This window comes from Janthinobacterium sp. SUN100, from assembly GCF_030397705.1.
GTDB lineage: Bacteria > Pseudomonadota > Gammaproteobacteria > Burkholderiales > Burkholderiaceae_D > Janthinobacterium > Janthinobacterium kumbetense.
In genome coordinates, this window is record NZ_JAPUBU010000001.1 from 2,371,727 (window position 1) to 2,385,654 (window position 13,928).

General features: G+C 62.4%; 13 protein-coding genes. 1 reads left to right on the forward strand and 12 read right to left on the reverse strand.

The window, feature by feature from the left end:
• Positions 1 to 4: 4 nt before the first annotated feature.
• The 8 genes from O0881_RS10495 to O0881_RS10530 form a co-directional block, all read right to left on the reverse strand.
• The gene (locus O0881_RS10495) at positions 5 to 751 is read right to left on the reverse strand and encodes a flagellar motor protein (protein WP_099666849.1); all 747 of its coding nucleotides are present in this window, start codon (positions 749 to 751) and stop codon (positions 5 to 7) included.
• Entirely contained in the window at positions 733 to 1,464 is a 732-nt protein-coding gene (locus O0881_RS10500) for an RNA polymerase sigma factor FliA (protein ID WP_077407859.1), read from the reverse strand. Before O0881_RS10500 ends, O0881_RS10495 begins: the two co-directional genes overlap by 19 nt.
• Positions 1,465 to 1,509: 45 nt before the next feature.
• Positions 1,510 to 2,373 carry an antiactivator of flagellar biosynthesis FleN protein gene (locus O0881_RS10505; RefSeq protein WP_289911200.1) on the reverse strand — a complete coding sequence of 288 codons (864 nt, stop codon included), beginning with the start codon at positions 2,371 to 2,373 and terminating at the stop codon, positions 1,510 to 1,512.
• Positions 2,366 to 3,694, reverse strand: coding sequence for a flagellar biosynthesis protein FlhF (gene flhF, locus O0881_RS10510; RefSeq protein WP_034785293.1), 1,329 nt, complete (start codon positions 3,692 to 3,694; stop codon positions 2,366 to 2,368). The genes O0881_RS10505 and flhF overlap by 8 nt, the downstream gene beginning before the upstream one ends.
• A 268-nt stretch (positions 3,695 to 3,962) precedes the next feature.
• Positions 3,963 to 6,059, reverse strand: coding sequence for a flagellar biosynthesis protein FlhA (gene flhA / locus O0881_RS10515; RefSeq protein ID WP_077407865.1), 2,097 nt, complete (start codon positions 6,057 to 6,059; stop codon positions 3,963 to 3,965).
• Positions 6,056 to 7,249 (reverse strand): flagellar biosynthesis protein FlhB, encoded by a 1,194-nt coding sequence (flhB, locus tag O0881_RS10520; protein ID WP_092608479.1) that lies wholly within the window; start codon positions 7,247 to 7,249, stop codon positions 6,056 to 6,058. Before flhB ends, flhA begins: the two co-directional genes overlap by 4 nt.
• Before the next feature lie 263 nt (positions 7,250 to 7,512).
• A complete protein-coding gene (locus tag O0881_RS10525; protein ID WP_289911201.1) occupies positions 7,513 to 8,511 on the reverse strand; it encodes a fumarylacetoacetate hydrolase family protein in 999 nt (332 codons plus the stop codon).
• A gap of 87 nt (positions 8,512 to 8,598) precedes the next feature.
• Positions 8,599 to 9,309, reverse strand: coding sequence for a 16S rRNA pseudouridine(516) synthase (locus O0881_RS10530; RefSeq protein ID WP_034754110.1), 711 nt, complete (start codon positions 9,307 to 9,309; stop codon positions 8,599 to 8,601).
• 256 nt (positions 9,310 to 9,565) lie between these two features.
• Here O0881_RS10530 and O0881_RS10535 point away from each other — a divergent pair, with 256 nt between their 5' ends.
• On the forward strand, positions 9,566 to 9,943 hold the full coding sequence (locus tag O0881_RS10535) for a hypothetical protein (protein ID WP_289911204.1): 378 nt from the start codon (positions 9,566 to 9,568) through the stop codon (positions 9,941 to 9,943).
• A 374-nt stretch (positions 9,944 to 10,317) separates the two neighbouring features.
• Here O0881_RS10535 and O0881_RS10540 read toward each other — a convergent pair whose 3' ends face one another.
• The 4 genes from O0881_RS10540 to O0881_RS10555 all read right to left on the reverse strand — a co-directional run bounded on the left by O0881_RS10540 (position 10,318) and on the right by O0881_RS10555 (position 13,476).
• Complete coding sequence (locus O0881_RS10540) at positions 10,318 to 11,319, reverse strand: S49 family peptidase (RefSeq protein WP_289911206.1); 1,002 nt, start codon at positions 11,317 to 11,319, stop codon at positions 10,318 to 10,320.
• A 39-nt stretch (positions 11,320 to 11,358) separates the two neighbouring features.
• Positions 11,359 to 11,736, reverse strand: a complete 378-nt coding sequence (locus O0881_RS10545; RefSeq protein ID WP_115057572.1) for a Rieske 2Fe-2S domain-containing protein — start codon at positions 11,734 to 11,736, stop codon at positions 11,359 to 11,361.
• Positions 11,733 to 12,392, reverse strand: a complete 660-nt coding sequence (locus O0881_RS10550) for an HAD-IIIA family hydrolase (protein ID WP_035821424.1) — start codon at positions 12,390 to 12,392, stop codon at positions 11,733 to 11,735. Before O0881_RS10550 ends, O0881_RS10545 begins: the two co-directional genes overlap by 4 nt.
• 88 nt (positions 12,393 to 12,480) lie before the next feature.
• Complete coding sequence (locus O0881_RS10555; protein WP_077407877.1) at positions 12,481 to 13,476, reverse strand: RluA family pseudouridine synthase; 996 nt, start codon at positions 13,474 to 13,476, stop codon at positions 12,481 to 12,483.
• Positions 13,477 to 13,928: the final 452 nt, after the last annotated feature.

Genomic DNA, 13,928 nt, shown 5'->3' on the forward strand with positions numbered 1-13,928 from the left:
ATGGTCAATGCTCGTGCAAGAGGCTGGACACGCGCTCTTCGATGATGCGCGTGTGGTCGCCCGTGGCGATGTCGTACAGCACGGCGGCCGTGATTTCATATTGCACCACGCGGCGCGAAACGATGGCCTTGAGTTTATTGGCCACCGGCAGGAACAGCAGATTGGCCAGGCCCACGCCATAGATGGTCGAGACGAAGGCCACGGCGATGCCGCCGCCCAGCTTGCTGGGGTCGGTGAGGTTTTCCATCACGTGGATCAGGCCCAGCACGGCGCCCAGGATGCCGATGGTGGGCGAATAGCCGGCCGCCGATTCCCACACCTTGACGGCCTGGCGCTCGGCCATTTCGTAGGCGGAGATTTCCACGTCGAGCAGCTGGCGCAGCTTGTCGGGCGCGATGCCGTCGACGATCATGCGCAAACCCTTGGCGTTGAAGCGGTCGGCCGTGTTTTCCATCAGGCGTTCGAGCGCCAGCGGGCCGTCGCGGCGCGCCGTCAGGCTCCATTGCCCGATGTCGCGCGCCAGCGCGGCGCGCGTGTCGGACGGCGGCAGGAACACCCAGCGCAGCATTTCCAGGCCGCGGACAAAAGTGCGCAGCCGCGTCTGCAGCAGCACGGCGCCGAAGGTGCCAACGATGACGATGGCAAAGGCGGCCGGCTGCAGCAGGGAGGCCATCTTGCCGCCTTCCAGTGCCTGGCCGACCAGCAGGCCGGCCAGCGCCAGCGCCAGCCCGATTACGCTGGACCAGTCCACGCCAGCTCCCTCAAGGTTGCGCGCAGGCGCGCGACGGCCTGGGTATGCAGCTGCGAGACGCGCGATTCGGATACGCCCATCACCGCGCCGATCTCCTTCAGGTTCAGCTCTTCTTCGTAATACAGGCCCATGAGTATTTTCTCGCGTGGCGGCAGCGCGTCGATGGCATCGATCACGGATTGCCGGAAATCGGTATCGAGCAGGGAACGCAAGGGGTCGCTGTCCTCGTCCACGCAGTGGCGGTCGAGGAAGCTGTCATTGCCGTCCGGGTCATGAAAGTCTTCGTAGTACACGAGCTGGTGGCCGCCGCCGTCGCCCAGCATTTCCTGGTAGTCGGCCAGCGACATTTTCAGCAGCTTCGCCACTTCCGACTCCGTCGGCGGATGGCCGAGGCGCTGCTGCAGGGTGCTCATCGCCTCTTCGATCTTGCGCATGTTCTGGCGCATGCTGCGCGGCAGCCAGTCGCTGGTGCGCAATTCGTCGAGCATGGCGCCGCGGATGCGCAGCACGGCATACGTCTCGAACTGCGCGCCATGCGTCTCTTCATAGCGCGTAATGGCATCGAGCAGGCCGATCATGCCGGCCTGGATCAGGTCATCGACCTCGACCGAAGGCGGCAATTTCGCCTTCATATGGTGCGCCAGACGCTTCACCAGCGGAATGTGCTCCGTCAGCAAATAGTCCTTGTTCGATTTCCCTTTGACCGTGTACATAGGCTGCTTATTGTTTTCTCATCTTATCTGGTGCTGCGGTTCGATTCAGGCGCTGAACTGGTGCGGGCTCCCCGTCTGGTACAAGGTGCCGCCAAGCACCGGCGCCGCCGAACGGGCCAGCCGCTCGGCCAGTCCGCGAAACGCCACCGACGCTCCCGCCAGCGGAAACGCGTCGACCACGCTGCGGCCCAGCCGCGCCGCGCGGTGCAGATACTCGTCGGCAGGCACGGAACCCATCGAAGTCAGCTTCACGGCCAGGTAGCGGCTCGCCGCCTGCGCCATATTATCGTATACCACTTTTGCTTCGGATTCGGAAGCGCCGGTGACGAGAATGCCGAACGGACGGCGTCCCAGTTCCTGGCTCAGGCGCTTGATCAGGCAGTACGCCGCCTTGATCGAGGTGGCGCTGGTCGAGACTTGCACGACGATATCCGACGACGCCATCAGCGGCACGGGGAAGCACGCGCCCTCGTCGGCCACAACGCCGTCGACCAGCACGATGCCGCTCTGGCGCGCCAGCACCTCGAACGTCTTGCCCAGGCGGCGCAGTTCATCCTCGCCCGCATAATCCATGCTGTCCATCAAATGGTTGCGCACGCCGAGGCTGGCCACGCCGAAACCTTGCGGCACCTGGTGGATGACCTGGTTCAAGCCGCATTGCTGGCGCGCCACGTCGCGCAGGCTGGCGCCGTGCGCCAGTCCCAGGCGCGATGCCACGCCATCGCTGCCGCCGCTGGCGTCGAGCAGCAGCACGTCATTGCCGCCGTAGACGAGCGACGCGCCCAGGTTGACCAGCATGGCGCCCTTGTCGTCCTGCGGCGTGGCCGAGAGGAACGTCATGACGCGCGGCTGCGGGCCGGCCAGCATGCGGCGCAAGCCTTCGGCCTGGTCGAAATCGAAATTAGCCAAGGTGCACCCCGCGCGCTTCATTGTTGCGGGCGGCCGCCTGCGCCATCAGGAGCGGCAGTTCGGCGTCGGAAAACTGCGTCGCCGCCGCATCGCGCTTGAGCTTGAAGGCACGGTCGATCAGGTAGCCGCGGTCGGCCAGGTACAGGTCTTCCGGCACGCGCTGGCCGTTCGACACATAAAACAGGTTCAGTTTCTGGCGGATCACCACGTCGAGCACATTGCCGATCGAGGCCGCTTCATCGAGCTTGGTCATGATGCAGCCGGCCAGGCCGCTGCCCTGATACGCGCGCACCACTTCATTCAACGTTTCCTGCGTGGCCGTGGAGTTCAGGCACAGCAGGCGCTTCACGTCGGCGCCGGCGCCCGACAGCATGGCCACCTGTTCCGTCACCATCTGGTCGCGCTGGCTCACGCCCACCGTATCGATCAGCACCGTGTGCTTGTTCTTCAATTCTTTCAGGGCGATGCGCAAGTCCGCCTCGTCCTTCACGGAATGCACCATCACGCCGAGGATCTTGCCGTAGATGCGCAGCTGTTCATGCGCGCCGATACGGTAGGCATCCGTGGTGATCAGGGCCAGCTTTTCCGGGCCGTGGCGCATCACGCAGCGGGCCGCCAGCTTGGCCGTGCTGGTGGTCTTGCCGACGCCGGTCGGGCCCACCAGGGCAAACACGCCGCCCTGCTCCAGCATGGCGTCTTCATTGGCCACAGTATTCAGGTTACGGCTGAGGACCGTCTTGATCCAGCGCATGCTTTGCGCGCCATCGAGGCCGGCCGGCAGCTTGTCGATCAGGTAGCGCGCCAGGCTGGCCGAGAAGCCGGCCGCCAGCATTTCGCGCAGCACGACGGCTTTTTGCGGCTCGCGCTGCTGCGTCGAACCCCACGAGATTTCCGCCAGCTGGGTTTCCATCATGCCGCGCATGGCGCGGATTTCATTCATCATGCCGCTCATCTCGGCGGCGGCGTTTTCCTTGACGTGCGCCAGTGCGCTGGCCATCATCTGCTGCATGCGGGCCATGTCCACTGGCTCGGAGGCAGCCTGGCGCGGCGCGGCAGGACGTGGCGCGGCCGGGCGCTGGGCCGGGGCGGCCGGACGCTGCGGCGTGGCGAACTGGGTCTGCAACTGGGGACGGGGCTGGGCCATTTCGGAGGCGGCCGGCGGCGACGCCAGCGAAGCGGCGTCGTCATTGGCCAGCGCGAGGATTTCCACCACGCCATCGGCCTGGCGGTTCGACAGGATCACGGCGTCGGGGCCCAGCGCTTCGCGCACCTTGCGCAGCGCATCGCGCGACGAGGCGCCCGTAAATTTCTTCACATTCATGACCGGCCTCCCAGGGCGGGGGTGGCGCAATATTGGCTGAACTGTGTGACCATCGTCGACTCCTGTTGCTTGAGTGCTGTCTTCCACATGGACACAGATCACCCGGACAGTTTCCATTATTAGCGATGCTTACAGGAAATGATCGAAGGAACAGGACGGGAAAGTACCCGTTATTCAGTTTGCCGAGAGGAAATTGATGTTTATTTGACCAAAAGCAAGCACCGGGCGTCCGTCCCGCAGGAACCGACCCCGATGCCGCTCATCACAACTACTGCGCGCCCACCAGCGCCGTGACGCGGATGGTCTTGGTTTCCGGCACTTCCGCATGCGACAGCACTTTGAGCTGCGGCAAGGCGCGGCGCAGGAAACGCGACAGCAAGGCGCGCAGCGGCGCCGGCACCAGCAGCACGGGCGTCAGGCCCAGCGCTTCCTGTTGCTGGGCAGCCAGGCCCGCCTGGTGCGCGATGGTGTCGGCCAGGCCCGGCTCGATGCCGGCGCCGTCGCCGCCATTGCCCATCGCCTGCATCAGCAGCCGCTCCAGGCGGCTGTCCAGGGTCATCACGGACAGTTCGGCCGAGCCGGGGAACAGTTGCTGCACGATGGCGCGGCCCAGGGCCACGCGCACCAGCGCCGTCAGGTCGTTCGGGTCTTGCGTGCTGACCGTATGCTCGGCCAGGGTTTCGATGATGGTGCGCATGTCGCGGATGTGCACGCCCTCGGCCAGCAGGTTCTGCAGCACCTTTTGCAAGGTCGACAGGGACAGCATCTTCGGCACCAGGTCTTCCACCAGGCGCGGCGACTCCTTGCCCAGGTGGTCGAGCAGCGATTGCACTTCCGCGCGGCCCAGCAGCTCGGAAGCGTGCGAGGTGATCAGGTGATTCAGGTGCGTGGCCACCACCGTCCCCGCGTCGACCACCGTATAGCCCATCGATTGGGCCTGGTCGCGCAGGCTGGCGTCGATCCAGGTGGCGGGCAGGCCGAAGGCGGGGTCGTTCGTGGCCAGGCCGGGCAAGGTGCCGCTGGCCATGCCGGGATTAATCGCCAGGAACTGGCCGTTGAACGCTTCGCCCACGCCCACTTCCACGCCCTTCAGGGTGATGCGGTAGGCGGACGGCTTCAATTCCAGGTTGTCGCGGATATGCACGGGCGGCGCCAGGAAACCCACTTCCTGGGCAAATTTCTTGCGGATGCCCTTGATGCGCTTGAGCAATTCCCCGCCCTGCGTCTTGTCGACCAGGGGGATCAAACGGTAGCCCACTTCCAGGCCCAGGGTATCGACGGGCATGATGTCTTGCCAACTGGCTTCTTCCTGCTCGGGCGCCACGGTCGCTTGCGGCACTTCGGCCGGCTTTTCGGCCGCCGCCTTTTCCTGCGTGCGCTTCTTGCTGATCAGATAGGCGGAACCGGCCAGCAACGAGGCCAGCAGGATGAAGACCATGTTCGGCATGCCGGGAATCAAGCCCATGCCGCCGATGATGCCGGCGGTGATATATAACACTTGCGGTTTCGCAAACAATTGCCCCACCAGCTGGGTGCCGATGTCCTGTTCGCTGGCCACGCGCGAGACGACGATACCGGCCGCCGTGGAAATGATCAGCGAAGGAATCTGCGCCACCAGGCCGTCACCGATGGCCAGCAAGGTGTAGTTCTTGAGCGCATCGGCAAAGCCCATGTCGTGCTGCAGCAAGCCCACCAGCAAGCCGCCGACGATATTGATGACGGTGACCATGATGCCGGCGATGGCGTCGCCGCGCACATATTTACTGGCGCCGTCCATGGCGCCGTAGAATTCCGCTTCCTGCGCCACTTCCGTGCGGCGGCGGCGCGCTTCATCTTCGCCGATCAGGCCCGCGTTCAGGTCGGCATCGATGGCCATCTGTTTACCGGGCATGGCGTCCAGCGCGAAACGGGCGCCCACCTCGGCGATACGGCCCGCACCCTTGGTCACCACGGTAAAGTTGATGATCGTCAAAATGATAAACACGACGATACCGACCGTGTAATTGCCGCCGATCAAGAAGTGACCGAACGCTTCGATCACTTTACCGGCCGCGTCGGCGCCCGTATGGCCTTCCGTCAACACCACGCGCGTGGACGCCACGTTCAGCGACAGGCGCAGCATGGTCGACACGAGCAGGATGGTCGGGAACGCCATGAAGTCGAGCGGCTTGACCGTGTACAGCGCCGTCAGCAGCACGATGATGGACAGCGCGATATTAAAACTGAAGAAGATGTCGAGGATGAAGGCCGGCAGCGGCAGCACCATCATCGCCAGCAGCATGATGATGATGACAGGCGCGGCGATGCCCTTGCTGGCGTTGCCACCCATTCCACTGAGCCAGGCTGGCATTCTCAGGCCGTTCATGGTGTACTTCCTTTATTCTTGTCTTCTGCGCCGGCTGCGGGCGGTGTCTGTGAGGCGGGATTCTGCGGGTCGAGCTCGGGCGGCACGTCGAGTTTCTTCGGCTTGTCGGGACGCTCGCCCTGGCCCTTGCCATAGCTGCGCAGCTGGAACACGTAGGCCAGCACTTCGGCCACGGCGCCGTACAGCGCCTCGGGAATCTCGTCGCCGATGTCCGTGTGCTTGTACAGCGCGCGCGCCAGGGCCGGCGCTTCCAGGATGGCGACCTTGTGTTCGCCGGCCAGTTCGCGGATCTTCGCCGCCACCTCGTCGACGCCCTTGGCCACCACCTGCGGCGCGCCGCGCGAATTCTCGCCATACTTCAAGGCCACCGCGTAGTGGGTAGGGTTGGTCACCACCACGTCGGCCGTCGGCACGTCGGCCATCATGCGGCGGCGCGACATTTCATGCTGCATCTGGCGGATCTTCGCCTTGATCTGCGGATTGCCGTCCGATTCCTTCGACTCTTGCTTGACTTCCTGCAAGGACATTTTCATCTTGTTGGCGTAATGCCACATCTGGTAGGGACCGTCGATGGCGGCGATCAAGCCCAGCGCGCCGACGATCAACAGGAAAGCCGTGATCAAGAGGCTGATCAGATGGGCCGAACCGGCACGCAGGGATTCCACCGACAAGCCCAGCACGGCATCTTTTTGATGCTGCATCACCATCCAGGCGACGACGCCCACGACGAGGGTCTTGGCGATGGCCTTGAGCAATTCCACCAGCGCATTCTTCGAAAACATGTTGCCCAGGCCGCGAATCGGGTTGAGCTTGCCAAAATTGGGTGTAAACGCCTTGGAACTGAACAGCCAGCCGCCCACCAGCACGGGCGAAGCCAGGGCGACGAGCATGATGGCCAGCGCGTACGGCAGGCACGTCAGCAGGACCGAGCCCACGTCGTAGCCGATGCGCAACATCATCGCGTCGGGATTGAGTATCTGTTCCCGGTCCAGGGTCAGCCCGGACACCATGACGGCCGTCAACCGCCGCACGATGGCGTCGCCGGCAAACCACAGGCAGCAGCCGGACGCCATCAACACAGTGAACGTTGCCACTTCACGCGATCGCGGAACGTCGCCTTCCTCACGCGCCTGCTCGAGGCGCTTCGGTGACGCGGCTTCGGTCTTTTCTGCGTCGCTGTCTTCCGACATCAATCAACTCCGGTGAAGTCCTGCAGCCTGGCTAGGCGCAATACGGACTGGGCATGTGGCATTATCGGTTCAATTACCGCAACGCCATCAAGGGAAAAGGAGGGCGAATCCCCTGCTTTTCCTTTGCCTAAATGAAACAAGGCGCCGCAGGCGCCCACTTCAAAGGAGACCGAAAAATGGTCAGGACAAGGCGCAGCCCCGAAGACAGTACGAATAGTACGGCGAGGGGTTGCAACGCAGTCATGGCCATTTTCTCGGGGCTCCTAACGGTTTTTCCTCGCTTCGGCCTGTTTCACGGTCTGCTCGATGGCGCCAAACAGGGACTTGCCGTCATCGCCCAGCATTTCCAGGCGAAGCACGTCGCCGAACAGCAAATACGGCGTGCCGGCGACGCCATCGGCGATCATCTCCTGGTTACGTCGCTCAAAAATACTGGAAAATCCCTTCTTGACTTCCTTGTTGGCGACCCCGCCCGCGCTGACCACGCTGCCGGCGCGCGCGTTGCGCGTCTGGCACAGGTGGGCGAGCAATTGCGGGTAATTGAACGCCATGTCGGCGCCCGCGTGGGGCTGGCCCGTCAACTTGCCGTTCAGGCTGCAGCGCAGCGCGTAATGCACCTTGCCGCCGCGCCAGGCGTCACCCAGCTCGTCGGGCGTGATGGCGACAGGGGAGCACGCCATGGCGGGTTTCGCCTGCAGGAAACCATAACCACTCGCCTGCTCGTCCGGCGCCAGGTTGCGCAGGGTGATGTCGTTGACCAGCATCAACAGCTTGATGTTCAGGTGCGCCTGGTCGGGTGTCGACCCCATGGCCACGTCGTCCGTGATGGCGGCGATGCCCGCCTCGTAGTCGATGCCCCACTGCTCATGCGCCAGCACGATCTCGTCCTGGGCGCCCAGGAAATCGTCGCTGGCGCCCTGGTACAGGCGCGGCGCATCGCGCAGATTGGCGGGCGCCTCGCTGCCCGCCGCCTTGCAGGCCCGCTCGATCTGCTGCAGGTAGGCTGCGCCGGCCACGCGCAAGCTGCTGCGCGGCAAGGGCGCCATGCAGTTGGCGGGATCGAATTCGAAGGCGCGATGGCCGCGGCCGCTATTGATGGTCTGGTACAGCAAATCGAGCTGGGGCGCGATGAAACTCCAGTCGTCGAGCGCCTTTTGCAGGGTCGAGGCGATGCCATCGGCCAGATGGGCCGTTTTCAGGTCGCGCGAGACGACAGCCAGCTGGCCGTCGCGCGTGCCATCCTTCAGGGTAGCTAATTTCATGTGCGGGAAACTTCGTCAAATGCAGGCAATGGAGACTAAAGACGCCAAAAAGCCGGGATATCCCCGGCTTTGGCGGTCAGGAAGGGGCTAGGCCAGGAGCGCGATCTGCTCGGGCGTGAGGTAGCACCACTCGCCTTCGGCGATGCCCAGCGATTCCAGGGTCAGGCTGCCGATGGCGGAACGGTGCAGCGCGCTGCAATGGTTGCCGGCGGCGGCCAGCATGCGCTTGACCTGGTGGTACTTGCCCTGTTCCAGCACGATTTCCAGCTGGTGCTCGCCGCGCTTGACGCAGACGAGGGCCGCCAGCGGGGCCGGCTCGTCGTGCAATTGCACGCCGGCCAGCAGCAGGGCCACCAGCTCATCCGTCACGGGCTCTTGCGTGGTGGCCTGGTAAATCTTCGGAACGTGGCGCTTCGGCGACGATTGCGCATGGATAAACGGGCCATCGTCGGACATCAGCAGCATGCCGGTCGTATCGTGGTCGAGCCGGCCGACGGGCTGGACTTCGCGCCAGGTGAATTGTTCCGGCAGCAGGGTCAGCACGCCCGGATGATGGCTGGGCTTGCGCGAGCATTCGAAGTTGGCGGGCTTGTTCAGCGCCAGGTACAGGTGCGCGCGGTACACCCACTCTTCTTCGAACACGTGCAGCACCAGGCCTTCGGTCTCGACGGTGGTGCGGTAATTGGTCTGGGTGACGCCATCGATGACGACATCGCCATCCTCGATGAGGGAACGACAATATTTACGGGTGCCAAAACCCTGCGATTGCAGGATGCGGTCTAGGGATAATTTACTCATGGGCGTGACTTTACCAGAAGCGGCTGGCAGCGTGAAGCGGCGGCGCCTGGCGTCCGCGCGGCGGCCCGGGCGGCACGAAACCATGGTGCACGCAGAAATACCAAAAAGAACAAGGTGAGATTTGGCGAGAAATGGTTGATTCCTTTGAGAAATATCAAGCGCTCGAAATATCGCGTTGATAGACTGAAACTTCGTTAGGAATCCGCCTAACGAGGTTTAGGAATAATAACTAGGCAACGACTGACAAGGACATCGTATGGAGCATACCGATACCATCGCCTTACAAGGCAACATCGCCGACATGCGCCTGCGCATCGCCGCAGAACAGGCGGCCATGCACAAGGTCAGACTCGGCGTGGCGCGCTGGAGCACCGCCCCTGCGCCGCAGGATGCGGACGCGCCGCCATCGCCGGCAAGCCAGAAGCGCTGGCATGCCGAGGCGCAATGTCATTTCATGTGCTGGCTGGAACTGGGCGGTTTTGCGCACGCGGATGCGCAGGCCGACAACGCGACCGCGCCCGCCATGGCGAACATGCCGTCCGACATCGGCAGCAACGTTGACGCCGGTGCAACAGCAGCCAGGGAAACCAGCGCCGCTCCCCTGCCCCTGCACTGCAACGGCTGCGCCGTCTGAGCGCGGCCCATCCGACCAGCCATGCCACGCCCTCGCATGCCTGCCTTGCCAGCACGCTCAACCTCCTCCGGCGACACCGGACCATCGAACATGAACGACGCACAAAAGGAAACGGCGGCATTGCGCCGCCGTTCCCAAGCCCCATCGGGACTTTAGTGAGGAATGTAAATTCACTCAAAACCACATCTGCGATGCGGCGAGTAGTTCCAAGACCTGCCAATCAAGTTAGTACTGACAACATAGTTGATATATCGCCCCTCCTTGAAAAGAACTACGCTTTCACTATAGCCCAAGCAGCCCTATTTTCAAGCCAATTTACCACCTTATTGAAAATCATTCTCGACTGGCTTGCCTGCCCGCCAAGAGTGATGTCCTCAGCGCAACGCCGGTTGCGACTGCTGCACGGCCGCCTTCATGGCACCCGCACCCATGGCGGCGCCAAACTTCTTCAGCACCCGTTCCGGCAAGCCTTCATGCTGCGTGTAGTCGACGATGTCTTCCGCCTTGACGATGTCGCGCGCCACGCTGTCGACCGTGCCGAAATCGTCGGCCAGTCCCATTTCCACGGCTTTCGCGCCCGTCCAGTACAGGCCGGAGAAGGTATCGGCCGTTTCCTTCAGGCGCTTGCCCCGTCCCGCGCGCACCACGTCGATGAATTGCTGGTGGATTTCATTGAGCATGCCTTGCGCATACGCCTTGTGTTTTTCCGTCAGGGGGCTGAACGGGTCCATGAAGCCCTTGTTCTCGCCCGCCGTCAGCAGGCGGCGCTCGACGCCCACCTTTTCCATCACGCCCGTGAAGCCGAAGCCATCCATCAGCACGCCGATGGAACCGACCACGCTGGCCTTGTTGACGTAGATGCGGTCGGCGGCGGCGGCGATGTAATAGCCGCCCGAGGCGCACATTTCATCGACCACCACATATAAAGGCTTGTCCGGATAGCCCTTGCGCAAACGCTGCATCTCGTCGACGATCATGCCGGCCTGCACGGGACTGCCGCCCGGACTATTAATATGCAGCACCACGGCCACGGAACCGGCATCGGAAAACGCCTTGTCCAGCGCGGGGATGACGACGGCGGCCGAGCCGCTGCCTTCGGACTCGATGGCGCCGCTGATGTCGATCAGGGCCGTGTGGCGGCCCAGGGTTTCGCTGTCGTCGGCCGTGTTGTAGTCATAAAACACCCACAGGGCGAACAGCACGATCAGCAAGCCGAATACCTTGAAAAAGATGCTCCAGCGGCGGTGCGCGCGTTGCTCTTGCAAAGTGGCAAATACCAGCTTTTCCAGCACTTCGCGCTCCCAGTGTCCCGCAGGGGCGCCGTGGCCGGCGGCTGGCGCGCTACTGTCCAGCTTGTCATTCGTGTTATCGCTCATGGTTCACTTTGCGTAAATTACAGAAGGCCTGCCCCGGCCTCAGGCCGGCAGCGGCTGGACATACTCGTCGGGTTGCCAGTACAGCTGGCCATCGCGTTCGGCCACGGCGATCGGGCGCAAGCGCCCGCCCTTGCAGGGGCCGCCCGCACAGTAGCCGCTTTCCGGCACATAGATGGCGCCATGCGTCGAACACATCAGGTACAAGCCGCTGGACTCGAAAAACTCGCCCTCCGCCCAGTCCAGCTCGATCGGCACGTGGGCGCAGCGGTTCAGGTAGCCATACGCCTTGCCGCCATGGCGCACGACAAAGCCCGTGGTGGCTTCACCGCCGGCCGAGACGGGAAAGCGCACACCCTTGCCGCCATCGGCCACGGCGTCGGCGGCACAGATGAAAACGTCGACAACATCGTTCATCATGCGTGCTCGCTCAGCCATTGATGCAGCTCGGCCACCGTGGCGGCCGAATACAGGGGATTGCAAGCTTGCAACTGTGCCACCGGATGCGCTCCATACTCTACGGCAATACCGGCCGCACCCGCATTGCTTGCCATCAACAAATCATGACTGGTGTCGCCGATCATCACGGTGCGGCGCATGTCCTGCCCCAGTTCGCGCGTCAGCTCCTGCAGCATGGCTGGATGGGGCTTGGAAAAGGTTTCATCGGCGCAACGCGTCGCATCGAACAGGGACAGCAGCTTGACGGCATTCAAGGAGCGGTTCAGGCCGACGCGGCTCTTGCCCGTGGCGACGGCGAGGAAATACGCTTGCTGCGACAGTTCCTGCAGCATCTCGTAGACGCCAGGAAACAAGGCCAGCTCATGGTCGCGCGACAGATAGTGATAACGGTAGCGTTCCGCCATGCGCGCATGGTATTTCGGCTCCACGTCGGGCATCACCAGCTGCATGGCTTCCTGCAAGCCCAGGCCGATCACGTGCGAAGCGAGCAACTCGGTGGGAATTGGCAAGCCCAGGTCTTTGGCCGACGCCTGGATGCACTTGACGATGGTCGAGGTACTGTCTATCAGGGTACCGTCCCAATCGAAGACGATCAGATCAAATTGCTTTCTTGCCATGTTTCCCGACGGCATAGCCGCCGGCTCCTTGAGAATGAATGCTGGCGACTGACTACCTTGTGAGTAGTGTCGCGCGCACGGTGGATATTTAGCGTGCGGCAACGGCCAATGGTTTGCCCAAGCTTACCAAGAAACGCTCGCATTCGGCAGCCAGCGGCGCGTTCAGGGTCATCGTCTTGCCCGTTTCCGGATGCGTGAACGTGATCTGGTGCGCGTGCAGGAACATGCGTTTCAGGGCGCCGCGCGTGCTGTCGGCTTTCAACAAGGCACGGTTGAGGGCAAAGTCGCCATATTTATCGTCGCCGGCGATGGGGAAACCGGACGAAGACAGATGCACGCGGATCTGGTGCGTGCGTCCCGTCTTCAATTCCGCTTCCAGCAAGGCGAAGTTGTGATATTTATGCAACAGTGAAAACACCGTGTGCGACGCCAGGCCATCGGCCTGCACGGCCACCCGGCGCTCGCCTTCGGCCGTCGTATATTTATGCAACGGCAACTTGATATGCTGGCGCGCATTCTTCCAGTCGCCCGCCACCAGCACCAGGTAGCGCTTGTCCGTGACGCCGTCGCGCATCTGTTCATGCAGATTCGTCAACGCGGAACGTTTCTTTGCCAGCAACAACAAGCCGGACGTGTCGCGGTCCAGGCGGTGCACCAGTTCCAAAAACTTGGCGTCGGGGCGCGAAGCGCGCAATTGCTCGATCACGCCGAACGAGACGCCCGAGCCGCCATGCACGGCCACGCCGGCCGGCTTGTCGATGACGAGCAGCTGCGCATCTTCGAAGATGATCTTGAATTCGGCGGCCGGCGCGCCCGTGGCGGCCTTTTCGGCCACGCGCACGGGTGGAATGCGCACCACGTCGCCGGCGGCGAGACGGTACAGCTGATCGATACGGCCTTTATTAACCCGCACTTCTCCCGATCGCAAGATCCGGTAGATGTGGCTTTTAGGCACTCCCTTGCACACTCTTAATAAGTAGTTGTCGATGCGCTGGCCTGCTTCTTCCTCGGCGATCGTTACGAATTGGGCTTGCGGCTGAACCGGGGGTGTTGAAGGGGGAACAACATCATTTTGACTCTTCATTTACTATGTCTTCCCAGAAATCTCTCTAAGTCCTTCATTTTGAATATATAATTGTTTTTGCTGCGGCCCTGGCTGCTGCGAGTGTAAGAATAAAAGCACATTTTACACAGGGGCGTCTCCACCGGCCTCGCCAAATTGCAAATTCGGTGGAAAAAAATGTATATGCACCATCCCTGCGCGAATCAAGGTTGCACCGTAGTTGTAATCGGATAACGCGTGGAGATGCTGAAGTGAGTGTATTGGATTATAAGGATAAGTACCCGTTAGCGCGACTTATCGAGTCGGGCTCGCGGGTTGATGAAGTTGATAACGCTTGCCGTTTTCGCCAAACCCCGTATGCGGCCACAATACTGAGGGTTGTCGATGAATAGGCTGAGGCCAAGCCTCGCCATCGCGATCCCTGTAATGAGCCGGCTTACGATTTGGCTCTGAATTTGCTGACCACTTGCATT

What these genes read in the sequence shown, in the direction of transcription:
- O0881_RS10500 (WP_077407859.1), bottom strand. Translation starts at nt 1,464, where the DNA reads ATGTACACGGTCAAAGGGAAATCGAACAAGGACTATTTGCTGACGGAG.
- O0881_RS10555 (WP_077407877.1), bottom strand. Translation starts at nt 13,476, where the DNA reads ATGAAGAGTCAAAATGATGTTGTTCCCCCTTCAACACCCCCGGTTCAG.
- O0881_RS10530 (WP_034754110.1), bottom strand. Translation starts at nt 9,309, where the DNA reads ATGAGTAAATTATCCCTAGACCGCATCCTGCAATCGCAGGGTTTTGGC.
- O0881_RS10525 (WP_289911201.1), bottom strand. Translation starts at nt 8,511, where the DNA reads ATGAAATTAGCTACCCTGAAGGATGGCACGCGCGACGGCCAGCTGGCT.
- O0881_RS10540 (WP_289911206.1), bottom strand. Translation starts at nt 11,319, where the DNA reads ATGAGCGATAACACGAATGACAAGCTGGACAGTAGCGCGCCAGCCGCC.
- flhB (WP_092608479.1), bottom strand. Translation starts at nt 7,249, where the DNA reads ATGTCGGAAGACAGCGACGCAGAAAAGACCGAAGCCGCGTCACCGAAG.
- O0881_RS10535 (WP_289911204.1), top strand. Translation starts at nt 9,566, where the DNA reads ATGGAGCATACCGATACCATCGCCTTACAAGGCAACATCGCCGACATG.
- O0881_RS10545 (WP_115057572.1), bottom strand. Translation starts at nt 11,736, where the DNA reads ATGATGAACGATGTTGTCGACGTTTTCATCTGTGCCGCCGACGCCGTG.
- flhF (WP_034785293.1), bottom strand. Translation starts at nt 3,694, where the DNA reads ATGAATGTGAAGAAATTTACGGGCGCCTCGTCGCGCGATGCGCTGCGC.
- flhA (WP_077407865.1), bottom strand. Translation starts at nt 6,059, where the DNA reads ATGAACGGCCTGAGAATGCCAGCCTGGCTCAGTGGAATGGGTGGCAAC.
- O0881_RS10550 (WP_035821424.1), bottom strand. Translation starts at nt 12,392, where the DNA reads ATGGCAAGAAAGCAATTTGATCTGATCGTCTTCGATTGGGACGGTACC.